The following is a 25,583-nucleotide window of genomic DNA, read 5'->3' as shown; positions in this document are numbered from 1 at the left end:
GCATTGCTGGCGATGAATGCGCGCGGCGACCGCGGAGCTACATCAGCGCGATTTTCTTGTGCTTCTGTTCGGCCAGGCGCTTCTCCAGGTAATGGATGTTCTGGCCGCCGGACTTGAAGCCCTGGTCCTGCATGATCCGTTGCTGCAACGGGATGTTGGTCTTGATGCCGTCGACCACCATCTCGCTCAGCGCCACCTGCATGCGGGCGATCGCGGTTGCCCGATCCGGGCCGTGCACGATCAGCTTGCCGATCATCGAGTCGTAGTTCGGCGGCACCCGATAGCCTTCGTAGATATGGGTGTCGACGCGCACGCCGGGACCACCGGGGGCATGGAAATGCTGGATCAGGCCGGGATTGGGCATGAACGTGTCCGGGTCTTCGGCGTTGATCCGGCACTCGATCGCATGGCCTTCCATGACGATGTCTTCCTGCTTGATCGACAGCTTGCGGCCTGCGGCGATGCGCAGCTGCTCGGCGACCAGATCAATGCCGGTGACCATCTCGGTGACCGGGTGTTCGACCTGGATGCGGGTGTTCATTTCGATGAAGTAGAAGCGGCCGTCTTCGTACAGGAATTCAAAGGTGCCGGCGCCGCGATAACCGATGCGGATGCAGGCTTCGACGCAGACCTTGCCGATGTCGGCGCGTTGCTGGGCACTGATGCCGGGCGCGGGCGCTTCCTCGACTACCTTCTGATGGCGTCGCTGCATCGAGCAGTCGCGCTCGCCCAGATGGATGGCATTGCCCTGGCCATCGGCCAGCACCTGGATTTCCACGTGGCGCGGATTCTCCAGGAATTTCTCCATGTACACCTGGTCGTTGCTGAAAGCGGCCTTGGCTTCCGACTTGGTGGTCTCGATGGCGGTCTTCAGCGCGGCTTCGGCATGGACCACGCGCATGCCACGGCCACCACCGCCACCGGCGGCCTTGATGATCACCGGGTAGCCGATTTCGCGGGCGATCTTGGTGTTGGCGACGATGTCATCGCCGAGCGGACCACCGGAGCCCGGCACGCATGGCACGCCGGCTTCCTTCATCGCCCGGATCGCCTCGACCTTGTCGCCCATCATGCGGATGGTGTCGGCACGCGGCCCGATGAAGATGAAACCGGACTGCTCGACGCGTTCGGCAAAGTCGGCGTTTTCCGACAGGAAGCCGTAGCCCGGATGGATGGCCTGCGCATCGGTGACTTCGGCGGCGGCGATCAGCGCCGGGATGTTGAGATAGCTTTCCGAGGAGGCCGCTGGCCCGATGCAGACCGATTCGTCGGCCATGGCCACGTGCTTGAGATTGCGGTCGACGGTCGAATGCACGGCCACCGTGCGGATGCCCAGCGTGTGGCAGGCACGCAGGATGCGCAGGGCGATTTCGCCGCGGTTGGCGATGACGATTTTATCCAGCATCAGCGCCGCCTCAGCCGATCACGAACAGCGGCTGGTCGAACTCGATCGGCTGGCCACTGTCGGTCAACACCGCCAACACGGTGCCGGACACATCGGCCTCGATCGGGTTGAACATCTTCATCGCTTCGATGATCGCCAGCGTTTCGCCGGCCTTGACCGCCTGGCCGACGCTGACGAAGGGCGGCTTGTCCGGTGCCGGCGAGGTGTAGAAGGTGCCGACCATCGGTGCGCGCACCACATGGCCTTCGGGCAGGTTGCTGGCCGGCTTCTGGGCACCACCGGTGGAGGCTTCGGTTGGCGAGCTCATCGGCATTGCCGGTGCCTGGCGGGCTTCCTGCACGTACTGCACCGGAGCCGGCGCCTGCGGGTAACCGCCCTTGGGCGTGCGCGCCAGGCGTACCGACTCTTCGCCTTCCTTGATTTCGATTTCGGCGAGGTTGGACTCTTCCAGCAGGTCGATGAGCTTCTTGATTTTACGCAGATCCATGATGGCCTCTTGGGTTGAGCGTTATCCCCGCCGGGCGGGGACGGAAAACGGAAGGAATCAGCCGTGCAGCCGCTTCAGCGCGGCGTCCAGGGCGTAACGGTAACTGTCGCTGCCGAAGCCGCAGATGACGCCGAGGGCCTTGTCACTCAGATAGCTGTGCTGGCGGAACGGTTCCCGGCTGTGCGGATTGGACAGGTGGATTTCGATGAACGGGATGGCCACCGCCGCCAGCGCATCGCGCAGCGCCACCGAGGTGTGGGTGAAGGCGGCCGGGTTGATCAGGATGAAGGCGGTGCCATCGGCGCGCGCGGCCTGGATCCGATCCACCAGCACATGCTCGGCGTTGGATTGCAGGCTTTCCAGCACATGCCCGGCCTGGCTGGCCTGCACTTGCAGGGCCTGTTCGATATCGGCGAGGCTGTCGTGGCCATAGACCTCCGGCTCGCGGCTGCCGAGCAGATTGAGGTTGGGGCCATGCAACACCAGCAGCTTTGCCATCGAACACTCCAGCGGAAGGGCGGCAGTCTGCGGGAAGCCGGCGTTATTGTCCAGATCGCCGAAGTTATCGGTGTTTTAAATGGACGTTTGAATTTTCGCCAGATTTACCATGACATGCCTCGGCAATCGGGTATGGTCAAAAAAGGCACACGCTCCGCACCTGAGCAGGGCCGTCAAGACGAAGAACCATTCTTATTGCGGTTTGCTCGCGGCGACCTGCAGCCGGTCCACGAAAAGCTCTGCCTGCTGGGGACTCGCCCAGATGTCGTAATCGAGATGGGTCGGAATGACGACGATAGGCGCATGGCTGGTGGTGACGGCGAAGATCCTGCGTCCGCCGCTTGCTCTGAACCAACCCAATGCTAATCCCGGCATGCCAATGCCGTTGCTGCGTAAACCCAGACGGGGACGATCGGCGCCATGGTGGATACGGATCTGATCAATCTTCAGCGCATCCAACGGTGCATCGATTGAGTAAAGTCCGCCGCCCAGCCTCAGCACGGAGCCTTTGATGCTGGCCCTGACGAAGAACAGCTGTGCGAGCAAACCGATGAACAGCGGCAGGATCAGCAGCAGGATCACCAGCGCCAATGGGCCAGCTTTGCTCGCATGCGCGAGCCGCATCGCGCCCCAGGTGATGCCGACAGGCAATGCCGCCATCAGCAGCAGGAAAAGCGACGACTGCCAGTTGAACGCATGAATGGAGAACACTTTATTCATATTTCGACCTCAAGCCTAAGGCAATCCCAGCGTGTTGCACGCACAAAGGCTGTTGCTTCAATAGAAGCGCCGAGATTATCTGCAATAAGCCGCAAAAGGCCAGATAGTTCCAAGGGAGCTGACACACAATAACGAGCTCGTGACTGCGACTGGCGGGTCAAGTCCACCCGCGAAGGTTCAGCGCGCAGCTGCTGTCCAGTCAGCGAGCTCGTCATGGGCGAACGGGCCGACCTTGCGTTTGATGATGCGGCCGTCGCGGCCGATCAGCACGCTGTAGGGCAACACGCCGTGGGCATTGCCAAGCCAGACGCTGGCATCGGCCGGGCCGGGGCTGTCGAGCAGGATCGGGTAATCGACCGGCACCCTGGCCAGGAATGCGCTGACATCGTCGGCGTTGTCCAGGGCCAGGCCGATCACCTGCACGCCGTCTGCGCCCTGGTGGCTGGCGAAGCGCTGCAGTTCCGGCATCTCTTCGATGCAGGGCCCGCACCAGCTGGCCCAGACGTTGATCAGCAATGGCTGTTGCGGAAATGCTGTCGCCAGATCGACGACGTTACCGTGCAGATCCGGCAGCGCGATGGCCGGCATCGGATCCCCGACCCTGGCCGGGGTGACACCGGCCGGCGGCGGCGGTGCGCTGGCCTCGAGTGCCGCCTGCAACGCCTGCTGGCCAGCCTCGCTGCCGACGATTGGCGAGTGCTGGCCCCACCAATGGCTGGCCAGCAGGCCAAGGCCACCGGCGGCGACCGCGACCCACAGCACGCGTGCGGGGGTGACGTTCATCAGCGATCGTTGCTGCAACAGGATCCGCAGGCGAAGTTCATCGACGCGCCCGTTGCAGCGCATCGCTGACGATGGCGTCGGTCAGGACGGTCGGCAGTACCTCGCCCTCGCCACCGTCGGCCGGGTAGACCACGTACAGCGGCACGCCGACCGCGCCATGGGCTTCAAGAAATTCGGTGATCGCCGGATCGACATTGGTCCAGTCGCCGACCATCTTGACCGCGTCGGCTTGTTGCATGGCGTCCTTGAATGCCTGTTGGCTGAGCACGGCTTTTTCGTTGGCCTTGCAGGTCACGCACCAGTCGGCGGTCATGTCGACGAACACCACCCGCTGGTCGGCGCGTAATTCCGCCAGTGCCGACGCCGAATAGGGCACGTGATTGTCGTGGTCGGCGACAGTGGTGGTCGCCGGCGCTGGCAGGGTGCGGATCATCGCCAGCGGCAGCAGCGCCGACAGCATCACCAGCACCGCCAACGTGCGTTGCAGGCCGGAACGCCGCAGCGCCAGCCGTTGCCACCACCACAGGCCCAGCGCCAGCAATACCATGCCGATCAGGGCCAGGCCGACCGCATCGATACCGCGTTGCTTGCCCAGCACCCACAACAGCCAGACCACGGTCAGGTACATCGGGAACGCCAGCACCTGTTTCAGCGTTTCCATCCAGGCGCCCGGGCGTGGCAAGCGGTTGGCCAGCGCGGGCACGAAACCGATCAGCAGGAACGGCAGCGCCAGCCCCAGGCCCAAGGTCGCGAACACCAGCAGCGCGACCGCCGGCGAAGTAGCAAACGCGAACGCCAGTGCCGCGCCCATGAACGGTGCGGTACACGGACTGGCAACGACTACCGCCAGCACTCCGGTGAAAAAGTCGCCGGCCGGTCCCGACTGGTGGCTCAGGCGCTGGCCGGCGCCGGCCAGTCCGTAGCCGACCGCGAACACGCCGGACAGGCTCAGTCCGACCGCGAAGATGATGTAGACCAGCGCCGCGATCACCAGCGGCTGCTGCAACTGGAACCCCCAACCCAGGGCCTGGCCGGCTGCGCGCAGGGCGATGACCAGCGCACCGACCGCGACAAAGGTGACCAGCACCCCGGCGGTGTACCACAGCGCGCCGCGGCGGGCGTTGTCGCCATTGGCCAATGACAGCGCTTTCAGTGACAACACCGGCAACACGCATGGCATCAGGTTGAGAATCAGGCCACCCGCCAGCGCCAGCAGCAGGGCCAGCCACAGGCTGCCGGCACCACGGTTGCCGGTCTTGCCGGCATTGGCCGGTGGCAGCGTGCGCGGGATTTCGGGCATCGACACGCCGGCATTGCCGGGGTCGTTGCCAATGACCGGCGCCGCATCGCTCGTCGTGCCGGTGGCGGGGATCGTCGCAGCGGTTGCCGGACTGCTGTCGGGTACGGTGTCGGCTTCGCCTGGTCCTGGGTCGGTCGTTGCGGTCGCCTGCTTGGCGGCGGTGGCGGTGCCGGCCGGTATCGACAGCGCCACGCTGCGGGTCATCGGCGGATAACAGATGCCGTTGGTCTGGCAGCCCTGGAAGGTCACCTGCAGGGTCGCATCGGCGGCGTCGGCATGCTCGCGCCGCAGCGGCACCGGCACCTCGACCTGATCGAAATAGACCACGACATCGCCAAAGTGCTCATCGTGGTGCGAAGTGCCCCTGGGCCAGCGCGGCGACTGCAGGGCAATGCCGTTGGCGCCAGCCAGACTCATCCGGGTGCGGTCGCGGTACAGGTAGTAGCCGGCGGCCGGGGTGAAGCGCAGCAGCAGCTGGTTGCCATCGAAGGCGATGGCGTCGAACTGGAAGGCCTGCTCGGCCGGCAGCGGCAACGCGTCCATGCCAGCGGCCAGTGCCGGCTTGCTGGCCGCGCCGATCGCCGCCAGCGGATTGAACGTGGCCGTGCTGCTGCTCTGCGTGGCTGCCGCCGACTCATCCCTGGCCGCGGCGGCGGTGACTGCCGCCGACGGCAGCGTCACCTGCACGTTGCGGGTCTGCGGCGGGTAGCAGATGCCGGCATCCGCGCAGCCCTGGTAACGCACTTTCAGGGTGACCACGCCGGCAACCTTGGCGGCCTTGCCCGGCAGCACCGCGGTCAGTTGCTGGCGATAGGTTTCCACCTCGCCGAAGAACTCGTCGACATGGCGATCACCGGCCGGCATCTGCAGCTTGTCGGCAGTAAAGCCACCCGCGGCGACCTGGACGCTGGTGCGATGCCGGTACAGGTAATAGCCGTCGGTGATCTTCCAGTGCAGCTCGATGCGGTCACGGCCCGGCGCGCTGGCGCTCAGCACGAAGGCCTGGTCGACCGGCAGCAGGTCATCCGGTTCCAGCGCATGCACGGGCGATGACAACAGGCAGGCCAGCCACAGGCCGGCCACGGACAAGACGCGGGAAAGCTGCCTCATGGAATCAAACGTCCTTTCGGGTTTCGGCCTGTACCCAGTCCAGGTAGGCGGGCAGGCCTGACGTCGCTTCGACCACCAGGATCTCGGGCAGTTCAAACGGGTGCAGGGCCTTGATCCGTTCCATCGCCGCCTGCGACTGCCCGCTGCCGGTCTTGATCAGCAGCTGCACCTCGCGGCTGCGGCAGATGGCGCCCTGCCAGCGGTAGATCGAGGTCATCCCGGGCAACTGGCTGACACAGGCGGCAAGACCTTCGTTGACCAGGGTTTCGGCGATGCCGGTGGCCACCCGGCTGTCCGGGCAGGTGCAGAATACAAGGTGTACTGACATGCGGCCATTGTCGCAGATGGCGGCGGCGATCAGCCAAACGGCCCCTGGCCGATGCCCGAAGAAGCAGGCGAAGGCGCCGCTGCCGGGCTCACAATCGACCATCGCTGGCCGCGGAAGATTTTTTTCGCGCCCCCCTTGAATGACTGTCATCGGTCCCCAACATCCTAGGCATCCCCGGGTCCGGCCCGGGGTTTTGACGCCAGCGAGGCTGGCAGTCGCCCAGGCAGACTGCCAAAATCGCGCCGACTTTCCCAATGTAATCAATCACTTGAAGAGGATTGAAATGAGCAATATCAAGCCGCTGTTCGACCGCGTGGTCCTGAAGCGTATGGAAGAAGAAAAGTTGTCCGCAGGTGGCATCGTGATTCCGGATTCGGCCACCGAAAAGCCGATCAAGGGTGAAGTGGTCGCTGTCGGCGCCGGCAAGGTGCTGGACAACGGCAACGTGCGCGCGCCGGTGGTCAAGGTCGGTGACAAGGTGCTGTTCGGCAAGTACAGCGGCACCGAAGTGAAGCTGGACGGCACCGAATACCTGGTCGTCAAAGAAGACGACATCTTCGCCGTGCTGGGCTGAGCCGCGACGCTCCCCGATTCCATCCCTTATTCGTTAGATCTACTGAGGTAATCGCAAATGGCTGCCAAAGATATTCGTTTCGGTGAAGACGCTCGTTCGCGCATGGTGCGCGGTGTCAACGTGCTCGCCAACGCCGTCAAAGCAACTCTCGGCCCGAAGGGCCGCAACGTCGTACTGGAAAAGAGCTACGGCGCTCCGACCATCACCAAGGACGGCGTCTCCGTCGCCAAGGAAATCGAGCTGGCTGACAAGTTCGAGAACATGGGCGCGCAGATGGTCAAGGAAGTCGCTTCCAAGACCTCCGACAATGCCGGTGACGGCACCACCACCGCCACCGTGCTGGCCCAGGCCCTGATCCGCGAAGGCGCCAAGGCCGTGGCCGCCGGCATGAACCCGATGGACCTCAAGCGCGGTATCGACCAGGCCGTCAAGGCCGCGGTGGCCGAGCTGAAGAGCCTGTCCAAGCCGACCGCCGACGACAAGGCCATTGCCCAGGTCGGTACCATCTCGGCCAACTCCGACAGCAACATCGGCGACATCATCGCCGAAGCGATGAAGAAGGTCGGCAAGGAAGGCGTGATCACGGTTGAAGAAGGTTCGGGCCTGGAAAACGAACTGGACGTGGTCGAAGGCATGCAGTTCGATCGCGGCTACCTGTCGCCGTACTTCATCAACAACCAGCAGAGCCAGCAGGTTGAATTCGACGACCCCTTCATCCTGATCCACGACAAGAAGGTCAGCAACGTGCGCGAACTGCTGCCGGTGCTGGAAGGCGTGGCCAAGGCTGGCAAGCCGCTGTTGATCGTGGCCGAGGAAGTCGAAGGCGAAGCGCTGGCGACGCTGGTGGTCAACACCATCCGTGGCATCGTCAAGGTGGCCGCGGTCAAGGCGCCGGGCTTCGGTGATCGCCGCAAGGCCATCCTCGAAGACATCGCCACCCTGACCAACGGCACCGTGATCTCCGAGGAAGTCGGCCTGCAGCTGGAAAAGGCCACCATCAACGATCTGGGCCGGGCCAAGAAGGTCGTGGTCTCGAAGGAAAACACCACCATCATCGACGGTGCCGGCGAAGCCGACCGCATCCAGGCCCGTATCGGCCAGATCAAGGCGCAGATCGAAGAAACCTCTTCCGACTACGACCGTGAGAAGCTGCAGGAACGCGTGGCCAAGCTGGCCGGCGGCGTGGCCGTGATCAAGGTCGGTGCCTCGACCGAAATCGAAATGAAGGAAAAGAAGGCCCGCGTCGAAGACGCTCTGCACGCAACCCGTGCGGCAGTCGAAGAAGGCGTGGTCCCCGGCGGTGGCGTGGCTCTGATTCGCGCGCTGCAGGCCATTGGCCAGCTGAAGGGTGACAACGAAGAGCAGACCCACGGTATCCAGATCGCCATGCGCGCGATGGAAGCCCCGCTGCGCGAAATCGTCACCAATGCCGGTGAAGAGCCGTCCGTGATCGTCAACAAGGTCAAGGAAGGCAAGGGTAACTTCGGCTACAACGCCGCCAACGGTGAATTCGGCGACATGATCGAATTCGGCATCCTCGACCCGACCAAGGTCACCCGTTCGGCACTGCAGAACGCGGCCTCGATCGCCGGCCTGATGATCACCACCGAAGCCATGGTGGCCGATGCGCCGAAGAAGGAAGAGCCCGCCATGCCCGCCGGTGGTGACATGGGCGGTATGGGTGGCATGGGCGGCATGGGTTTCTAATCCAGTCATCCGGCAATACCCTCAAGCAACACAAAAACCCCGTCGCAAGACGGGGTTTTTTTTATCTGTCATCAGCGCTCCGATTACCCCACCCGCGTAGAGCGGAGCTTGCTCCGCTGAAAAATCCAGCAAGCGATAGAGACGTGGACGTGGCGGATAGAACAGCGGAGCAAGCTCCGTTGAAGTACTTCATCAGGATAAAAATGCGAACGCGGCACGGCTAGCAGCGGAGCAAGCTCCGCTCTACGGGGGGGGGGCGGGCTACCAGCGTTCGCTGAAGGCCTGGCTCTGGATCGCAGCGTTGGGGATGAACCCAATCACCTGTTGTGCGGCATTGCGGATCAACCAGCCGGATCCGCCTTTGCTGGCGCTGAAGTGGACGATTTCACCGGCTTTGTAGTCCGTGCTGGGATCGATGTCCAGTGCCGGCCAGGTCAGGCTGGCTTTGTATTCCGCCGCAGCCTGGGCTTGCTCCGGTTCGGCGTTATCGGCGATGCCTTGCAAGATGACCTGGCGATTGCCTTCGGCGGTACGGGTAACCTCGACCACTTGCATTGTCGCTGGAGGCTCGGTCGCGGCGCGGGTAGCGGTTTTCCGTTCGGGACCGGTTGGATCGGGAGCGCTCAGACTGTCGTCGATGGCTTTGACAGACGGTTCGACAGCAAGGCTAGCACTGCCAATCACCGCAAATACCGGCAGTGAGACCAATATCGTGACCGAAAGCGCCGACTGTTCGGAGGCGTTCATCTCGCCGGCATTGACCGGTGAACTCGCCAGCAGGCTGATCAGCAGCCCGCACAGGCAGGCATGACAGGGACGCTTCATGGCGATGAACCTTCAGTGGTGACGTTGGCGACATGTTGCTGGCTGTCCAGCCAGTGCTGGCTTTGCAGAAAATCGATGACCGACTTCACCGTGACCACCGAGTAATCGCCGGACAGACGTTCGCCGGCCGGGTGATCGACGACCGCGACATTGGCGACACCTGCGCGCGCGGCAATGCGCTCATGCAATTTGATATGCAGACGCGAAGGTTGGTACTTGTTTGCCTTCAGCCAGCTTTGCAGCAGTGGCCGCAATTCCGGATTGCTTCTGTCATCGGCCGACAGGCCCATCTGTGCGGCGGCGATGACTTCCAGAATCCACTGATTGGAATTCTGGAATTCAGTGGCAAACGGATAGGCCAAAGCACTGTAGCGCGGGTCATGGACAGCCCGGGCCAGGCCGTCGCTTTGTATCAACAGTGGATACAGGCGTTGCTGCAATTCCATGGTTGGAATTGCCAACAGTATGCCGTCACGGAGGGCGCTTTCGCCGACAAAATTGACCAGTCCTTCGTCATACAGATCCGAGCGGTCGCTGGCACAGCGATTCAGCAGATGGATGCTGCGCCAGCGAGAATCGTTGCCCGCGCGGACAGCAAAACCCATATGACTGTAGCGGAGATTGAATCTGCTCAGATCCTGTCCCGCCCGCGCCAGCAACACCACCTGTACGTGGTCAGGCAGTGTCTCCAACTGCTTCTGCAACAGCAATGCGCTGTCGTAAATCGTCGCCAGTTGTTGTGACGGTGGGTAACGCGGCTCGCACGGGGCTGCCACCGCCTGGACTGCTGGACAAAGCCAGATGAGCGCCACAAGGGCGATGATGCTTCGCTGCAGTTTCATGTCGCGGTGATTCCTGCTATCGCCAAGGCGGGCTTGGCCGGTCCCGGCGTTGTAGCAGTGCCGTGACCCCTCCGGCAATTTACAATTAACGGCGATTGCCATCGCAAAGAAAGAAAGCCTGACCACAGACCAGGCTGGCTGCATGTAGCAGGGAGCATACGTGGGGAAAAGCGTCGCCGTCCCCGCGAGAGCATTTTCAATACCGACAGTTGTCGGGTCGTTCGGCGCCTCGCTCTTGCGGGAACAGCGACAGAAGACGCTGATCTACTACGTTGCTTCAGAACCGCGTGGTTAATTCGATCAGCCACTGCGGGGTGATGCCCAGCAGCCAGGCTTCCAGTACCTTGTCGAATCCGGTCAGCACCATCAGGCCGATCAGCAGCAGACTCCAGCCCATCAGCTTGCGACCCCATTGGCCGGCGCTGATCAGGGTGTCGCGGTGACGATTGAACAGGCTGCGCGAGGCCGCACCGATCAGCACCAGCGGCAGCACCGCGGCCAGGCTGAAGACCGCCATCACCACCGCCACTTCGGCAAGGCTTTGGCCCTGGGCGGCCAATGCAATCGCCGCGCCCAGGGTCGGGCCGACGCAGGGACTCCAGGCGACGCCGAGCAGCGCACCGACCACGAACTGCGCAGCGGGATGATCACTGCGTATGCGCGCCATCGCGTTGCCACCGGCGTTGCCGAGGCGGCCGGTGATGCGCTCCAGCCCCTGCTGCAGCACCGGCACCACCAGCACCGCGCCGACCAGCAGCATCAGGATGCCGGCGATGCGGCGCAGGTTGGCTTCATCGATGCCCAGCAGCTGGCCACTGCTGGTCACCACCACCCCGATCACGGTGAACGAGGTTGCCAGTCCCAGTGCCAGGGTGACGAGTCCCCAGCGACTGCGACCGCTGGCCGAGGACGCCACCATCGGCAGGATTGGCAATACGCATGGCGACAAGGTGGTCAGCAGTCCGGCCAGCAATGCCAGCCCCAGCGTGGTGGCGCCCAGATCCATCAGCGCGGGTCCCGGTTCGCTGCGCTCTTGCCGGCGCTGCTGGTCAGGAACTCACGCAGCCGCGCTTCGTTGGTCTCGGCGACCGAAGTGCCCAGCTTGCTGCCGTTGCGGTAGACAAACAACGTACTCTGCCGCGGTGCGCCCATCGCACGTGCCTGCTCGCGCTGATCATCCCAGTCCAGGCGCAGGGCGACGATCTGTTGCAGCGGCTTTTCCTTTAGCAGCTTTTCCAGGATCGGAGATTGTGCGCGGCAGGTCGGACACCAGGGTGCATAAACGTCGACCAGCACGGTCTTGCCCTGGCTTTGCAAGGCGTCGAACTTGGCCTGGGTATAAGGCTGGAAGGCATCGGCGGCAAACGCGGCCGGGGCTGCCGCCAACAGGGCGAGCAGTGCGGCAACTGCAAATTTCTTCATGGTCATGGGTTCCTTTCAGGTTATCGAACGCTGTAAAGAGCGCCGCGGCCTGGCCAAGGGTGCGCATGGCGGCTTCGCCGGTTGGCAAACTGTTCAGGCGGTCGGCAATCCGGGCGGGCAGGACAAATGCCGGTCGCCGGCGATCGTGCGGGTCGTCAAACGTTGCCGGCGTGGCAAACTGTGTCATCGCCGTACGACAGACAAGCGCCACGATGAAAAGGAAAAAGCCGGCACCCACGAACCCCGCGACGGTGGACGTGGCGACCGATGCCGCAGGCAAACCAGGATGGAAGCGCCACACGTGGATCGTGGTCGCTGCATTGATGCTGGCGCTGCTGGGCGCACTGGCGTTGTACTGGCGATCGGGCAAATCGCCGCCGGCGACGACACCGGCGACCACCAATGCGCAAGCGGCGCATTATGTCGGCTCGCAGCAATGCAGCAGCTGCCACGCCGATGCCACCCGCGACTGGCAGCAATCACAGCACGCCAAGGCCATGCAGCACGCCAATGCGCAGACCGTGCTGGCCGATTTCAACGACACCCGCTTCGTCCACAACGGCGTGACCAGTCGTTTCTTCAAGCGCGGCGATGAGTTCTGGGTCAACACCGATGGCGCCGACGGCAAGCTCGCCGATTTCAGGATTGCCTATACCTTCGGGCTGTATCCGCTGCAGCAGTATCTGGTCGCGTTCGCCGACGGCCGGGTACAGGCGTTGCCGATTGCCTGGGACACCCGCGATGCGGCGCAGGGCGGGCAACACTGGTTCCACATGTACCCGGACGAGAAAATCGATTTCCGCGATGAGCTGCACTGGACCGGTCCGCAGCAGAACTGGAACTACATGTGCGCCGACTGCCATTCGACCAATCTGCGCCGCAACTTCAATGTCGACGACAACCGCTTCGCCACCACCTGGAGCGAGATCAGCGTCGGCTGCGAGACCTGCCATGGCCCCGGCAGCAATCACCTGGCATGGGCCAATGGCGGCGCGCCGGCGGCCACTGCCGACAAAGGCCTGTCGATTGCCCTGGATGCACGCCGCCAGGGCAGCTGGCTGCCGACCGCGGGTACCGGCAACGTCCATCGCAGCCAGCCGCTGGCCAACCATACCGAAGCCGAAACCTGCGCGGTCTGCCATTCGCGGCGCTACTCGATCAGCAGCCAGCCAGGGCCGACCGGACAGCTGCTGGATACCCACAATCTTTCGCTGCTCACCGAGGACCTGTATTTCGACGATGGCCAGCAGAAGGACGAGGTGTTCATCCACGGCTCGTTCCTGCAGTCGAAGATGTATGCGCAGGGCGTGACCTGCAGCGATTGCCACAATCCGCATACCGGCCAGTTGAAACTGCAGGGCAACGCCACCTGCACCCAATGCCATGCACCGGCGACCTATGACACGCCCAAGCACCATTTCCACCAGGCAAGCACCCAAAGCGGCACGAACGGCGACGGCAAAGGCGATGGCAGCCAATGCGTGGACTGCCACATGCCGGCGCGCACCTACATGGTCAATGACCCGCGTCGCGACCATAGTTTCCGCGTGCCACGGCCGGATCTGAGTGTCAGCATCGGTACCCCGAACGCCTGCCAGAGCTGCCACGCCGACAAGGATGACCGCTGGGCGGCGCAGGCGGTCGAACGCTGGCATGGGCCGCAGCGCAAGGGCTTCCAGCAGTGGGCGACGGCGTTCCATGCCGCCCGTCACGGCGCCGCCGACGCTGCCGCGCAGCTGACAGCGGTATTCGACAACCCGCAGACCCCGGCCATCGCCCGTGCGACCGCATTGCAGGAGCTACGCCAGTATCCCGGCAACGCATTGCTGCGCGCCATCAACAAGGGCCTGAGCGACCCCAGCCCACTGGTGCGGATGGCGGCGATCGATGCATTGCCGGCCGGTGCGAGCCCACCGGCAGCGGCATTCCGGCTGCTGGATGACCCGCTGCTGGCGGTGCGGGCAACGGCCGGGCAGGCACTGGCGGGGACGCCGCCGGCGCAACTGCCGGCTGGCCGCGATGGCGCGCTGCTGGCGGCGATCAAGGATTACGAAGCTGGCCAGCAGGCCACCGCCTCGCGCGCCGAAGCCCACGTCAACCTGGCCAACATCCATGCCAGGCAGGGTGAGGCCTTGCAGGCCGAAGCCGATTTGCAGACTGCCTTGCGGCTCAACCCGGACTTTGCCGCCAGCTATATCAACCTGGCCGATCTGTACCGCGCCAGCGGCCGCGACGGCCAGGGCCAGCAGATACTGGAACAGGGCCTGAAACGATTGCCGGAGCAGCCGGACCTGCTGTACGCCTACGCCTTGCAACGGGTGCGCGCCGGCGACAGCCCGGCCGCGTTGCAATTGCTGCAGCGTGCGGTCCGGCAGGCACCGGACAACATGCAGATTGTCTATGTCTACGCAGTGGCGCTGCACTCGGCCGGCCAGTTGCAGGCCAGCAACGCGGTGCTGGATGCCGGCCTGCAACGTCGTCCCAACCAGCCGGATCTGCTGTTCGCAAGGGCATCATTCGCCCGCGACAGTGGCGATCTGGCGCAGGCGCGGATATTCGCCACCCGCCTGCTGGAAGCCGCACCCGATGACCCGCGTGCGCTGGAACTGCAGCGCCAGCTGCAGATGCAAACCGATGGTTGATGTGGCGAACGCCACGGTTTCAACTGCAACCGTGGCATCGCCCCGGAACCTGTGTTATCAATGATCGCATGAACACACGCGCCGCCCTCTACTTTGCTTGGTATTACGGCTTTCCGATGCCGCCGGCGGAGGGAGAGGTGCACGCGTTCTGATTCAACAGGACATCACTCTTCAAAACCGCCGGCCAGCCCGGCGGTTTTTTTTTGCCGATTCCATTACCCCACGACCTGCAAGCGAGACTGACCATGCCCCCGATTACCGACGATTTGCGCATCCGCCAGATGGATGCGTTGCTGACGCCAGCGCAACTGAGCCGGCAACTGCCACTCGAGGAGGCCGCATCGGACGTGGTCGCCCAGGCACGCCAGGCGATCCACCGGATATTGCACGGCGAGGATGATCGACTGGTGGTTGTCATCGGCCCCTGCTCGATCCATGACCCGGCTGCGGCCATGGAGTACGCACGACGCCTGCGCGGGATGCGTGAAACACTGCACGGAGATCTCGAGATCGTCATGCGGGTCTACTTCGAAAAACCGCGCACCACGGTCGGCTGGAAAGGCCTGATCAACGACCCGGATCTCGACGGCAGCTTCGACATCAACAAAGGCCTGGCGATGGCGCGTGGCCTGCTCCGTGACATCAACGCGATGGGGCTGCCCGCCGGCTGCGAATACCTGGACATCATCTCGCCGCAGTACATTTCCGATCTGGTCGCCTGGGGCGCGATCGGCGCGCGCACCACCGAAAGCCAGGTCCATCGCGAAATGGCCAGTGGCCTGTCATGCCCGGTCGGGTTCAAGAACGGTACCGATGGCAACATCAGGATTGCCGTCGACGCGGTCGGCGCGGCCTCGCATCCGCATCATTTCCTGGCGGTCAACAAGGACGGCCGTTCGGCCATTGCCAGCACTGCCGGCAATCCCGATGGCCACGTCATCCTGCGTGGCGGCAAGACTCCCAACTACGACGCCGACAGCATCCAGGTGGCCAGCCAGGTGCTGGCCAACGCGGGCCTGCCAGCGCGCTTGATGATCGATGCCAGCCATGCCAACAGCGGCAAGAACCCGGACAACCAGCCGGCGGTGGTCGCTGACATCTGCCGGCAATTGCAGGCCGGCGAACAACGCATCATCGGGGTGATGGTCGAAAGCCATCTGCTCGCCGGTCGCCAGGATCTGCAAGCCGGCAAGCCGCTGGTCTACGGGCAGAGCATCACCGACGGCTGCATTGATTGGGATACCTCGGTGCAGGTGCTGCACGAGCTGGCCGCGGCGGTGCGCGCGCGTCGCCAGCAGGTGCTATCGCAGGCGGCCTGAGCCGCCGGGCTCAGCCGCCCGGCTGCATGCTGCCGGTGTCGAGCCAGCGTTGATGCCAGGACAGGGCTTCGGCCAGTAGATGCGGCGTGTGCCTGCCATAGCTGTGATGCAGTGCGCGATCGTAGTAGTCGGCCAGCAGGTCGCGATAGTCCGGATGTGTGCAGCGTTCGATCAGCAGGCGCGCGCGCTGTTTCGGCGACAGCCCGCGTAGATCCGCCAGCCCCTGTTCGGTGACGATGATCGAGACGTCATGCTCGGTGTGATCGACATGGCTGACCATCGGTACCAGCGCCGAGATGCTGCCTTGTTTGGCGGTGCTGGGACTGAGGAATATCGACAGATAACCGTTGCGGGCAAAATCGCCGGAACCGCCGATGCCGTTCTGGATCCGCGAGCCCATGACATGGGTCGAATTGACGTTGCCGTACAGATCCGCTTCGATCATACCGTTCATGCAGATGCAGCCGAGCCTGCGGATGATTTCCGGATGATTGGAGATCTCCTGGGTGCGCATGACGATGCGTGAACGATAGAAATCGAGATTGCGCTTGAATTCCTCGTTGGCTTCCGGGCTCAGTGCAAAGCCGGTGCATGACGCATGTTTCAGGGTGCCATCGCGCAGCAGATCCAGCATGCCGTCCTGGATCACTTCGGTGTAGGCGGTCAGGTCGCGGAAGCCGCTGGCAGCCAGTCCGGCCAGCACCGCGTTGGGAATGTTGCCGACTCCCGATTGCAGCGGCAGCAGCTGCGCCGGCAACCGGCCACGGCTGACCTCGCGCTGGAGGAATTCAATCAGGTACGCGGCAATCTGTTCGCTGGCCGCATCCGGCGGATTGAACGGACTGTTGCGATCCGCAGCGTCGGTACGCACCACCGCGACGATTTTGTCCGGGTCACAGCGGAGTGCGGTTTCACCAATGCGGTCATTCGGATTGACCAGTGGGATCGGTTTGCGATGCGGTGGCAGCGCGGTGCCGTAATAGACATCGTGCATGCCTTCGACGTCGCGCGGTTGCCATTCATTGACTTCGATGATGACCTTGCGTGCCAGGTCCAGCCAGGTCTTGTTGTTGCCGACCGACGTCGCCGGTACCAGCGAACCATCGGCGCGGATGCTGGAGACCTCGATCACCGCGGTGTCGATGTCGCCATAGAAACCGAACCAGGTGTGCTGGGCGACATGGCTCAGGTGGGTGTCCATGTATTCCAGCCGGCCGTCATTGATGCGCTTGCGGGCATCCGGGTCGGCCTGGAAGGGCAGTCGCAGGGCGATGCCATCGACCTTGGCCAGCACGCCATCCAGTTCCGGAGCGGTCGAGGCGCCGGTCAGCAGCCGTATCTGGAACGGCTGCCCGGCCTGGTGGTAGCGGTCGATGCGTTCGGCCAGCGCCAGCGGCACCTGCTTGGGATAACCCGAGCCGGTGAAACCGCTCATCGCCACGGTCTCACCGGGCTGGATCAAATCGGCGGCCTCGGCGGCGCTGACCACCCGCTCGCGCAGGCGCGAGTCGAGGATGCGTTCGCTGGACATGGGCGGTGTTCCGGATGGGGAGCACTGATTATCGCCCCGTTGGCGCTGACCGGTGAGGCCGTCGTTTAGGGCCGGATCATCTGTGCATTTGCGTCGCCGCGCCGATCAGGCATGCTGGCTGCATGGACGCCGTCTCGAAGCAACGAAGGAGGCCGCCGCGCTGGCTGCGCAGGACGGCATGGACGCTGTTGTTGGCCTATGCGGGTTATCTGCTGGTCGGCAATGTCTTCCTCAACACCGGCATCGGCGAATGGGTCGTCAATCGCAAGCCGGACAGATTCCAGCTGCAATGGAGCCACGGCTATACGCTGTGGCCATTGCGCATGCACCTGCGCGATGCCTCGGCCATCGGCCATTACAAACGCGTGCGCTGGCAGGTCAATGCGGGCCGCGCGGAGGGCACGCTGTCGGCCTTGGCGTTGTTCAAAAAGCAGATCCGGATCAGCGAGCTTAGCGCCAGCGACGTGGATGCGACGGTCGCCCGCGGTGCGACCAGTATGGATCCGGCGCCACCGGCAGCCAATGCATGGGCGGTGGTGATGGACGCGGTGCAGGCCAGTGGGGTGCGGCGGGTACAGGCCGGTGACTGGCTGCTGACCGGAAAGGGTACGTTACGCGGCGGCTTCGACAAGCACTTCCGCGGTGGCGCAATGGCGATCGCGCCCAGCCAGCTGACCCTGTCCGGGGTCACCCTGCAGCACAAAGGACAGGTGGTGCTCGACGACGGCGAACTGGATCTGCAGATGAGCATGGCGCGCACCCGCACATCGGCGCTGCCGGGCATGCGCAAGCTGGAGCCGATCAGCGGTCGCCTGAAACTGCGCGGGACCACGCCAGCGGTCAAGGCGGTTGCACTGGCCGACGCACCGCCGAGGTTGTCGACCGGCACCGGCCACGGACAACTGCGGCTGGACGTCGGCCTGGATGGCGCGGTGCTGCGCCCCGGCAGCCTGTTGTCGTTGAACGTGCCGTGGCAGCTGACCGATACACTGGGCGGAACCCACCGCAATACTCTGCTGGTGGATGCGCGGGTGGACAGGCAGTTGCAGTTCACGGCCCGGCTGCCGCGCAGTGCCGAGGCGGAACTGTATCTCGATGCCGACATGCGGATTGCCAGCAACCGGCTGCCGCTGGATGGCCAGTGGCAGGCGTTGTTGCCATTGGCATCGGGCAAGCTACAGGGCAGCTGGCAGTTCGTCTCGCTGCGCTGGCTGGACGAGATGTTCGTCGCCGCGCCATGGATCTCGCTGGATGGCGCCGGCCGGGTCGATGCCGATCTGCAACTGCGTGATGGCAAGCCGGTCGCCGGCAGTCGCGTCGATGTGCCCGACATCGGCGTGCAGGCGCTGGTGATGGGCAACCGCATCAACGGTCGCGCGCAGGCGCATGTGACCCTGGAGCGCGCTGCCGACGACACCCCGGTCACGCGCATGGAAGTCAGCATGAAGGATTACGCGATGCAGGCCGGCAGCCAGCCTGATTCGCCAGTCTATGCGCGTGGCAACAACATGCGCATGTCGGTGCTGGTCGGTGGCAAGGTTCGCGACTTCAGGGACAACTTCCAGGCGCGTCTGCAGTTCACCGACGCGCGGGTTCCAGCCTTGAGTATTTACAACCGTTACCTGCCGCAGCAGCAGCTGCGATTCGTCGATGGCGCAGGCAAGGTGTCCGCTGATGTGTCGCTGGACGGCAGTGGCGGCATTGGCAGCGGCTGGCTGCGGGTGGCCGGCAGCCAGACCGCGCTGGAAGTAGCCGGTCTGCGGATGCGCGCCGACATCGACCTGACGACCCGCCTGCAACGCGCGGATCTCAAGCAGCGCAGCTTTGTCCTCGACGGCACCCGGATGAGCATCAAGCGCGCCGCTTTCAGCGAAGCCGGCGGCCAGCGCCACCAGGGCTGGTGGGCGACCCTGCTGCTGCCAAAAGCACGCATGCACTGGCAGCAGCCACTCGACATGTCCGGCAGCGCGCAGATCAAGATGAAGGATGTCAGCCTGGTGCTGGCGCTGTTTTCCGGCAAGCGCGATTTCCCCGGCTGGATCGACCGCCTGATCAATGCCGGCCAGGCCCAGGTCGAGGGTCGCGTGCGCTGGGATGGTGACACCTTGATCATGGCGCCGCTGAAGGCCAACAACCAGCGCTTCGAACTGGAGGCCAACCTGCGTCTGCGCGGCAAATCGCGGCAGGGCCGTCTGTTCGCCAAATGGGGTGTGCTGAGCATGGGCATGGAAGTGCGCGATCAGCAGCACACCCTGCATCTGGTCCGGGCGCGGCGCTGGTATGACGCCCAGCCGCCGTTCCGGCCGTAACCTGAGGTTTTGCGCACTGTGTCCTGTTCAGCTTGGTCACAGAAGCACCTGCGTGTCCAACCCGGTCGGGCCCTGGAATTGGTCTGTTATCGGTAACATCGCCGCCGTGCAAGGCCTTCAGGCTGGCCGTGCGACAGGCCTCTGCTGAACCGGCCAGTACTGTTTTGCAGTGCAGCGTGCAAGAACCACGGAGGCTGATCACGATGCACCTGCATCCCGACGTGGGGGAGGGAGCAAGCCCGTTAATGGCCCAGCCATTGCGGGCTTTTTTTATGCCCCAAGGCCCGTGGATATACGGCCATCGGCGCCGGCCATGCGCCCGGCAGGCAGACAGGCAATACAGATTTCCACCCTGGCGGGCAGCGGCATCCGGGGCGGAAGAGTAGAATTGCCGACATGACCGAACCCCGCGCCCGCCAGATTCCGCTGCAAGTCGTTTCCGCCCCCAGCAACCCCGCTCCGGCCATGCAGGCCGGTGCCAAACAGCTGGGCGGCGACAAGATTTCACGCTCGCCGGTGCAGTTTGCCGATGCCCCGGTGCTGCGCAAGCCGTCGTGGATCCGGGTGCGGATTCCGTCCGATGGCGCGGTTGCCAAGCTCAAGGCCAAGTTGCGTGAAAACCGGCTGGTCACCGTCTGCGAGGAAGCCAGCTGCCCGAACATCCACGAATGCTTCGGCCACGGCACCGCCACCTTCATGATCCTCGGTGAGGTCTGTACCCGCCGCTGCTCGTTCTGCGATGTCGCCCACGGCCGGCCCAAGCCGCCGGATGCCAGCGAACCGCTGAGCCTGGCCCACACTGTCGCCGACATGGGCCTGAAATACGTGGTGGTGACCTCGGTCGATCGCGACGATCTGCGTGATGGCGGCGCCCAGCACTTCGTCGATTGCATCGGCGCCATCCGCGAACACTCGCCGGGCACCCGGATCGAAATCCTGACCCCGGATTTCCGCGGCAAGGGACGCATGGACCGGGCGCTGGAAATCCTGGCGGTCAATCCGCCGGACGTGTTCAACCACAACATCGAGACGGTGCCGGAGCTGTACAGCAACGTGCGTCCGGGCGCCGATTACCAGTGGTCGCTGACCCTGCTGCAGCGCTTCAAGGCCCAGCATCCTGGCCTGCCGACCAAGTCCGGGATCATGCTGGGCCTGGGCGAGGAGATGGAGCAGGTCAAGGCGACCCTGCGCGACCTGCGTGCGCATGACGTGGACATGGTGACCATTGGCCAGTACCTGCAGCCGACCGCCCACCACCATCCGGTGATGCGCTACTGGACGCCGGAAGAATTCAAGGAGCTGGAAAGCTACGGCATGCAGCTGGGTTTCAGCCACGTCGCTTCCGGTCCGCTGGTGCGCTCTTCGTATCACGCCGATCAGCAGGCCGCGCAGGCCGCGGCGCACGCCTGATTCCAGCGCTGGATTGCGCGTCGTATAACCGGATTTTTACACCTGCCGATGGATGCGGCGGATATTCACGTTTCCTTCTGCGCCAGCGGCTAGGCTGCGATGGTCAAGATGACATTCGTCGCAACTTCCGGCACTGTCGGCTTGTCCAAGCATTCCGCAGCATCCATCTGGCCACGGCCGTGAGTGAACAATGAAATTGAAGCGCATCTCCCCCCTGCTGTTGACCTTCGCGCTGGTGTCGCCGCTGGCCTTGCTGGCGCGGGCCGACAACCTGCCGCTGTCCGGTCCGACCGCCGACCAGTCGACCGCCTCCAAGCTGGTCTACGGCCTGCTGTCGGACAGCCGCTACGCCTACCGGCCGCGGGCGCTGGATGACACCCTGTCGGCGGACATCTTCGACCGTTATCTGAAAGCGCTGGACGGCGGCAAGCAGTTCTTCACCGCCGCCGACGTCGCCAGGTTCGCGCCCTACAAGACCGAACTGGATGATGCCATCCGCAGCGGCACGCTGACCCCGGCCTACGACATCTTCGCGGTCTACAAGCAGCGCGTCGATCAGCGCGTGGCGTATGCGCGCGGACTGCTCAAGCAGGACTTCGATTTCACCGGTGACGAGCGCTGGTACTACGATCGCGAAGACGCGCCGTGGCCGGCCAGCGATGCCGAACTCGACGGCATATGGAAGAAGTCGGTGATGAACGACTGGCTGCGGCTGAAGCTGGCCGGCAAGAAGCCCGCCGAGATCCGCAAGACCCTCGACAAGCGCTATGCCAACCTGCTGCGCAGCGTCAACGAGCTGAAGAGCGAGGATGTGTTCCAGACCTTCCTCAATGCGTACACCAGCTCGATTGATCCGCACACCGATTACTTCACTCCGCGCACCGCCGAAAACTTCAACCAGTCGATGTCATTGTCGCTGGAAGGCATCGGTGCGGTGCTGCAACGCCAGGACGACATGGTCGCGATCCGCGAAATCGTCCCCGGTGGTCCGGCCGATCTGAGCAAGAAGCTGAGCGTGGGCGATCGCATCGTTGCCGTCGGCCAGGGCGGGTCGGGGCCGATGGAAGACGTGATCGGCTGGCGCATCGATGACGTGGTCGCCAAGATCCGCGGCAAGAAGGACACCCTGGTGCGGCTGGAATTCCTGCCGGTGGAGGAAGGCGTCGACGGCAAGCATTCGATGGTCACCATCACCCGCGACAAGATCAAGCTGGAAGAACAGGCGGCCAAGGCCGAGACCATCACCCTGCCGGCGCACGACGGCCAGCCCGAGCGTCGCATCGGCGTGGTCAAGCTGCCGGCGTTCTACCAGGATTTCGAAGGCCGTCGCCGCAATCCCAATGACTACACCTCGGCCACCCGTGACGTGTCCCGCCTGCTGACCCAGTTCAAGGCCGACAAGGTCGATGGCGTGGTCATGGATCTGCGCAACAACGGCGGTGGTTCGCTGGACGAGGCGGTGGAATTGACCGGCCTGTTCATCGACAAGGGGCCGGTGGTGCAGGTACGCGAATCCGGCGGCCGGGTCTCGGTCAACAGTGATCGCCACGCCGGCGTGGCCTGGGACGGACCGTTGGCGGTACTGACCAACCGCGGCTCGGCTTCGGCCTCGGAAATCTTTGCCGGCGCCATCCAGGATTATGGCCGTGGCCTGATCATCGGCGAGACCACCTTCGGCAAGGGCACCGTGCAGAACATGGTCGATCTGGACCGCTGGCCGGCCAACGAGACCGAACGCTTCGGCCAGGTCAAGCTGACCATCGCCCAGTTCTTCCGCGTCGAAGGCGGCAGCACCCAGCACAAGGGCGTGGTCCCGGATATCGCCTTCCCGGTCAGCGTCGATGCCACCGAGTTTGGCGAGAGCACCTACGACAACGCGCTGCCGTGGACCAAGATCGCCTATGTCCCGCACACCCAGTACGGGAACTTCGCGCCCCTGCTGCCGCGGCTGGAGGCTTTGCATGCCTCCCGCATCGCCCAGGACAAGGAGTTCCAGTGGTGGTCCGATGACGTCGCCCAGTTCCGTGCCGAGGCGGAAAAGAAGTATGTCTCGTTGAACGAAGCCGAACGCCGCGCCGAACGCGACAAGCAGGACGCCAAGCGCAAGAGCCGCCAGGCCGAGCGCAAGGAACTGGGCCTGGCACTGGATCCGCTGGCTGACGATTCACTGGACGATGGCCTGGGTGCCAACGAACGCGACATCGTCAAGGATGCCGCGCGCGAGAAGCTGGCCGACAAGCGTCCGGATCCGCTGCTGCGTGAATCGGCGGCGATCCTGGGCGATGCCGTCCAGGTGCTGGGTGAGGATCGCAAACTGTCGGCGCTGGTACTGCCGGAATCGACCTCGATCGGCAGCTGGGCCGACTGAATCCGCAAACCACGCCGGCGCACGCTCGTCTTGATGCGAGCGTGCGCCGGCGGCGCTGCGACGCGGAATGATTCATTCCGCCAGCGACGGTGATGGCATCCGCCCAGCGCCACGGCGGTGATTTAGAATACCCGCCCCGATCCCGCCGGTGCCCCCTCCATGAGTTCTTCTGTTTCCGCGATGCCCGCACGCGGCGGCTGGGCCGTTGCCATTGCCCTGGGCCTGGTTTACGTGGTCTGGGGTTCTACCTATTTCGGCATCCGGGTGGCGCTGGAAGGCGGCTATCCGCCGATGCTGATGGTTGCCGGCAGCCGGTTCATCGTCGCCGGCACCTTGATGTATGCCTTCCTGCGCTGGCGCGGTGTGGCCGCACCCACGCGCGTGCAGTGGCGGCATGTGGCCATCATGGGTCTGCTGTTGCTGGTGATGGGCAATGGCCTGGTGACGGTGGCCGAACAGACCGTGTCGTCCGGGCTGGCCGCGGTGGCGGTGGCGTCGATGCCGTTGTGGATGGGCCTGTTCGGCGCGATGCGCGGCCAGCATCCGACCCGCAACGAGTGGATCGGCATCGCGGTCGGATTCGCCGGCGTGGTCTGGTTGAACGCCGGCAGCAGCATGACCGCGTCGCCGTTGGGGCTGGTGTTGCTGATGATTGCACCGATCGGCTGGGCCTACGGCTCGGTGTGGTCGCGCGGACGTGATCTGCCGACCCCGTTCATGACCGCTGCCGGGCAGATGCTGTGTGCCGGGGTGATGCTGGTGGTGGTCGGTCTGCTGCGCGGTGAGCGCTATGACGGTCACGGGACCTTGCAGGGCGCGCTGGCCATCGGCTATCTGGCGCTGTTCGGTTCGATCGTCGCCTTCACCGCCTATGTCTGGCTGCTGCACAACGTGCGCTCGGTGCTGGTCGGCAGCTATGCCTACGTCAATCCGGTGATCGCGGTGGCGCTGGGCGTGTGGCTGGGGCACGAGCATTTCAGCGCCCACGACCTCGGCGCGATGGTGGTGATCCTGGCTGGCGTGGTGATCATCACCCTGGCCAGGGCGCGGCGCGCATGAGCGCATCGGCGATGGACCGTCGCGGCCTGCTGATCACCGCGCTGACATTTGTCCTGTGGGGCGTGGTGCCGCTGTACTGGCATCTGCTGCAGGCGGTGCCCTCGTTCCAGATCATGGCCCACCGGGTGATCTGGAGCGGGTTGCTGGTGGTGGTCTGGCTGCTGCTGAAGGATGGACTGGGCTGGCTGCGCACGATCAAGGCGCAGCCGCGCGCGCTGCCGACGCTGCTGTTCAGTGGCCTGGCGATTGCCTTCAACTGGGGCCTGTACATCTGGGCGGTCAACGCCGGTCATGTAGTGGAAACCAGTCTGGGTTACTTCATCAATCCGTTGATCAACGTGGTCATGGGCGTGCTGATCCTGCACGAGCGCCTGAGCCGGGCGCAGTGGATCGCGGTGGCCTTCGCCCTGCTTGGGGTGTCGTGGCTGACCTGGCAGGCCGGTTCGCCGCCGTGGATCGCGCTGGGGCTGGCATTGTCGTTCGCCACTTACGGGCTGCTGCGCAAGCTGGTGGCGGTGGACGCGGTTGCCGGCCTCGGGGTGGAAAGCCTGTACCTGTTCGTGCCGGCGCTGGCCTATCTGATCTGGTGCGAAGCCGGCCACGGCGGTGGCTTCCTGCACCAGTTCTCGCTGGCCCAGGACCTGCTGCTGATCTTCGGCGGCGTGGTCACCGCGATTCCGCTGATTGGCTTTGCCTACGGGGTCAAGCGCATTCCGCTGTCGGTGGTCGGGCTGCTGCAGTACATCGCGCCGACCATCCAACTGCTGATCGGGGTGCTGGTGTTCAAGGAGCCCTTCGGCAGTGAACGCATGCTGGGCTTCGCCGCCATCTGGGTCGGCCTGGCGATATTCGCCAGCGACAGCTGGCTGCGCTCGCGCCGGCGCCAGCCGGTGGTCGCTGGCAGCGCCGGTACCGCGATCGATTGAAAGCGCCGCGGTTGGGCT

The 25,583-nt window shown here is 64.3% G+C and carries 21 protein-coding genes; 9 read left to right on the top strand and 12 right to left on the bottom strand.

Annotation, left to right across the window (positions count from 1 at the left end):
* Nucleotides 1-37: 37 nt before the first annotated feature.
* The 7 genes from accC to cutA all read right to left on the bottom strand — a co-directional run bounded on the left by accC (nt 38) and on the right by cutA (nt 6,631).
* A complete protein-coding gene (gene accC, locus ABB29_RS02135; protein ID WP_057656971.1) occupies nt 38-1,405 on the bottom strand; it encodes an acetyl-CoA carboxylase biotin carboxylase subunit in 1,368 nt (455 codons plus the stop codon).
* A gap of 10 nt (nt 1,406-1,415) precedes the next feature.
* Nucleotides 1,416-1,892 carry an acetyl-CoA carboxylase biotin carboxyl carrier protein gene (gene accB / locus ABB29_RS02130; RefSeq protein WP_057656970.1) on the bottom strand — a complete coding sequence of 159 codons (477 nt, stop codon included), beginning with the start codon at nt 1,890-1,892 and terminating at the stop codon, nt 1,416-1,418.
* A gap of 57 nt (nt 1,893-1,949) precedes the next feature.
* A complete protein-coding gene (gene aroQ, locus ABB29_RS02125) occupies nt 1,950-2,390 on the bottom strand; it encodes a type II 3-dehydroquinate dehydratase (RefSeq protein ID WP_057656969.1) in 441 nt (146 codons plus the stop codon).
* 192 nt (nt 2,391-2,582) lie between these two features.
* Nucleotides 2,583-3,110 (bottom strand): PH domain-containing protein, encoded by a 528-nt coding sequence (locus tag ABB29_RS02120; protein ID WP_057656968.1) that lies wholly within the window; start codon nt 3,108-3,110, stop codon nt 2,583-2,585.
* Nucleotides 3,111-3,287: 177 nt separating this feature from the next.
* Complete coding sequence (locus tag ABB29_RS02115) at nt 3,288-3,893, bottom strand: TlpA family protein disulfide reductase (protein WP_057657110.1); 606 nt, start codon at nt 3,891-3,893, stop codon at nt 3,288-3,290.
* A 37-nt stretch (nt 3,894-3,930) separates the two neighbouring features.
* Nucleotides 3,931-6,303, bottom strand: a complete 2,373-nt coding sequence (locus ABB29_RS02110; RefSeq protein ID WP_057656967.1) for a protein-disulfide reductase DsbD family protein — start codon at nt 6,301-6,303, stop codon at nt 3,931-3,933.
* 4 nt (nt 6,304-6,307) lie between these two features.
* Nucleotides 6,308-6,631, bottom strand: a complete 324-nt coding sequence (cutA, locus tag ABB29_RS02105) for a divalent-cation tolerance protein CutA (protein WP_057657109.1) — start codon at nt 6,629-6,631, stop codon at nt 6,308-6,310.
* A 283-nt stretch (nt 6,632-6,914) separates the two neighbouring features.
* Between cutA and groES the strand changes: the two genes are divergently transcribed.
* Nucleotides 6,915-7,205, top strand: a complete 291-nt coding sequence (gene groES, locus ABB29_RS02100) for a co-chaperone GroES (protein ID WP_057656966.1) — start codon at nt 6,915-6,917, stop codon at nt 7,203-7,205.
* 57 nt (nt 7,206-7,262) lie between these two features.
* Nucleotides 7,263-8,912: a chaperonin GroEL gene (gene groL / locus ABB29_RS02095; protein ID WP_057656965.1), complete on the top strand. Its 1,650-nt coding sequence runs from the start codon at nt 7,263-7,265 to the stop codon at nt 8,910-8,912.
* A gap of 261 nt (nt 8,913-9,173) precedes the next feature.
* Here the strand turns inward: groL and ABB29_RS02090 are convergent, their stop codons facing one another.
* The 4 genes from ABB29_RS02090 to ABB29_RS02075 all read right to left on the bottom strand — a co-directional run bounded on the left by ABB29_RS02090 (nt 9,174) and on the right by ABB29_RS02075 (nt 12,001).
* Nucleotides 9,174-9,659, bottom strand: coding sequence for a hypothetical protein (locus tag ABB29_RS02090; RefSeq protein ID WP_157062457.1), 486 nt, complete (start codon nt 9,657-9,659; stop codon nt 9,174-9,176).
* 74 nt (nt 9,660-9,733) lie between these two features.
* Complete coding sequence (locus tag ABB29_RS02085) at nt 9,734-10,723, bottom strand: DUF2145 domain-containing protein (RefSeq protein WP_245622512.1); 990 nt, start codon at nt 10,721-10,723, stop codon at nt 9,734-9,736.
* 133 nt (nt 10,724-10,856) lie between these two features.
* Nucleotides 10,857-11,585, bottom strand: coding sequence for a cytochrome c biogenesis CcdA family protein (locus ABB29_RS02080; RefSeq protein ID WP_057656962.1), 729 nt, complete (start codon nt 11,583-11,585; stop codon nt 10,857-10,859).
* A complete protein-coding gene (locus tag ABB29_RS02075) occupies nt 11,585-12,001 on the bottom strand; it encodes a thioredoxin family protein (RefSeq protein WP_170185836.1) in 417 nt (138 codons plus the stop codon). Before ABB29_RS02075 ends, ABB29_RS02080 begins: the two co-directional genes overlap by 1 nt.
* A gap of 212 nt (nt 12,002-12,213) precedes the next feature.
* Here ABB29_RS02075 and ABB29_RS02070 point away from each other — a divergent pair, with 212 nt between their 5' ends.
* Complete coding sequence (locus ABB29_RS02070; RefSeq protein ID WP_170185835.1) at nt 12,214-14,643, top strand: tetratricopeptide repeat protein; 2,430 nt, start codon at nt 12,214-12,216, stop codon at nt 14,641-14,643.
* 245 nt (nt 14,644-14,888) lie between these two features.
* The gene (locus tag ABB29_RS02065) at nt 14,889-15,962 is read left to right on the top strand and encodes a 3-deoxy-7-phosphoheptulonate synthase (protein WP_057656959.1); all 1,074 of its coding nucleotides are present in this window, start codon (nt 14,889-14,891) and stop codon (nt 15,960-15,962) included.
* 10 nt (nt 15,963-15,972) lie between these two features.
* Here ABB29_RS02065 and scpC read toward each other — a convergent pair whose 3' ends face one another.
* Nucleotides 15,973-17,493, bottom strand: a complete 1,521-nt coding sequence (gene scpC, locus ABB29_RS02060) for a succinyl-CoA:acetate CoA-transferase ScpC (protein ID WP_057656958.1) — start codon at nt 17,491-17,493, stop codon at nt 15,973-15,975.
* A 122-nt stretch (nt 17,494-17,615) separates the two neighbouring features.
* Here scpC and ABB29_RS02055 point away from each other — a divergent pair, with 122 nt between their 5' ends.
* From ABB29_RS02055 to rarD, 5 genes are all read left to right on the top strand, one after another.
* Nucleotides 17,616-19,802, top strand: a complete 2,187-nt coding sequence (locus tag ABB29_RS02055; protein WP_157062455.1) for a translocation/assembly module TamB domain-containing protein — start codon at nt 17,616-17,618, stop codon at nt 19,800-19,802.
* Nucleotides 19,803-20,198: 396 nt separating this feature from the next.
* Nucleotides 20,199-21,212, top strand: a complete 1,014-nt coding sequence (gene lipA, locus ABB29_RS02050) for a lipoyl synthase (RefSeq protein ID WP_057656956.1) — start codon at nt 20,199-20,201, stop codon at nt 21,210-21,212.
* 190 nt (nt 21,213-21,402) lie between these two features.
* The gene (locus tag ABB29_RS02045) at nt 21,403-23,580 is read left to right on the top strand and encodes a carboxy terminal-processing peptidase (protein WP_057656955.1); all 2,178 of its coding nucleotides are present in this window, start codon (nt 21,403-21,405) and stop codon (nt 23,578-23,580) included.
* A 159-nt stretch (nt 23,581-23,739) separates the two neighbouring features.
* The gene (gene yedA / locus ABB29_RS02040; protein WP_057656954.1) at nt 23,740-24,639 is read left to right on the top strand and encodes a drug/metabolite exporter YedA; all 900 of its coding nucleotides are present in this window, start codon (nt 23,740-23,742) and stop codon (nt 24,637-24,639) included.
* Entirely contained in the window at nt 24,636-25,565 is a 930-nt protein-coding gene (gene rarD / locus ABB29_RS02035; protein WP_057656953.1) for an EamA family transporter RarD, read from the top strand. The genes yedA and rarD overlap by 4 nt, the downstream gene beginning before the upstream one ends.
* Nucleotides 25,566-25,583 lie beyond the last annotated feature (18 nt).

It is taken from the genome of Pseudoxanthomonas dokdonensis, assembly GCF_001431405.1.
GTDB lineage: Bacteria > Pseudomonadota > Gammaproteobacteria > Xanthomonadales > Xanthomonadaceae > Pseudoxanthomonas_A > Pseudoxanthomonas_A dokdonensis.
Note: the sequence above shows the minus strand (reverse complement) of the source record. Positions and strands in the feature narration are given on the sequence as shown.

Coding starts and splice junctions, on each gene's coding strand:
- accC (WP_057656971.1), bottom strand. CDS start 1,405: ATGCTGGATAAAATCGTCATCGCCAACCGCGGCGAAATCGCCCTGCGC.
- accB (WP_057656970.1), bottom strand. CDS start 1,892: ATGGATCTGCGTAAAATCAAGAAGCTCATCGACCTGCTGGAAGAGTCC.
- aroQ (WP_057656969.1), bottom strand. CDS start 2,390: ATGGCAAAGCTGCTGGTGTTGCATGGCCCCAACCTCAATCTGCTCGGC.
- ABB29_RS02120 (WP_057656968.1), bottom strand. CDS start 3,110: ATGAATAAAGTGTTCTCCATTCATGCGTTCAACTGGCAGTCGTCGCTT.
- ABB29_RS02115 (WP_057657110.1), bottom strand. CDS start 3,893: ATGAACGTCACCCCCGCACGCGTGCTGTGGGTCGCGGTCGCCGCCGGT.
- ABB29_RS02110 (WP_057656967.1), bottom strand. CDS start 6,303: ATGAGGCAGCTTTCCCGCGTCTTGTCCGTGGCCGGCCTGTGGCTGGCC.
- cutA (WP_057657109.1), bottom strand. CDS start 6,631: ATGTCAGTACACCTTGTATTCTGCACCTGCCCGGACAGCCGGGTGGCC.
- groES (WP_057656966.1), top strand. CDS start 6,915: ATGAGCAATATCAAGCCGCTGTTCGACCGCGTGGTCCTGAAGCGTATG.
- groL (WP_057656965.1), top strand. CDS start 7,263: ATGGCTGCCAAAGATATTCGTTTCGGTGAAGACGCTCGTTCGCGCATG.
- ABB29_RS02090 (WP_157062457.1), bottom strand. CDS start 9,659: ATGAACGCCTCCGAACAGTCGGCGCTTTCGGTCACGATATTGGTCTCA.
- ABB29_RS02085 (WP_245622512.1), bottom strand. CDS start 10,723: ATGCAGCCAGCCTGGTCTGTGGTCAGGCTTTCTTTCTTTGCGATGGCA.
- ABB29_RS02080 (WP_057656962.1), bottom strand. CDS start 11,585: ATGGATCTGGGCGCCACCACGCTGGGGCTGGCATTGCTGGCCGGACTG.
- ABB29_RS02075 (WP_170185836.1), bottom strand. CDS start 12,001: ATGAAGAAATTTGCAGTTGCCGCACTGCTCGCCCTGTTGGCGGCAGCC.
- ABB29_RS02070 (WP_170185835.1), top strand. CDS start 12,214: ATGAAAAGGAAAAAGCCGGCACCCACGAACCCCGCGACGGTGGACGTG.
- ABB29_RS02065 (WP_057656959.1), top strand. CDS start 14,889: ATGCCCCCGATTACCGACGATTTGCGCATCCGCCAGATGGATGCGTTG.
- scpC (WP_057656958.1), bottom strand. CDS start 17,493: ATGTCCAGCGAACGCATCCTCGACTCGCGCCTGCGCGAGCGGGTGGTC.
- ABB29_RS02055 (WP_157062455.1), top strand. CDS start 17,616: ATGGACGCCGTCTCGAAGCAACGAAGGAGGCCGCCGCGCTGGCTGCGC.
- lipA (WP_057656956.1), top strand. CDS start 20,199: ATGACCGAACCCCGCGCCCGCCAGATTCCGCTGCAAGTCGTTTCCGCC.
- ABB29_RS02045 (WP_057656955.1), top strand. CDS start 21,403: ATGAAATTGAAGCGCATCTCCCCCCTGCTGTTGACCTTCGCGCTGGTG.
- yedA (WP_057656954.1), top strand. CDS start 23,740: ATGAGTTCTTCTGTTTCCGCGATGCCCGCACGCGGCGGCTGGGCCGTT.
- rarD (WP_057656953.1), top strand. CDS start 24,636: ATGAGCGCATCGGCGATGGACCGTCGCGGCCTGCTGATCACCGCGCTG.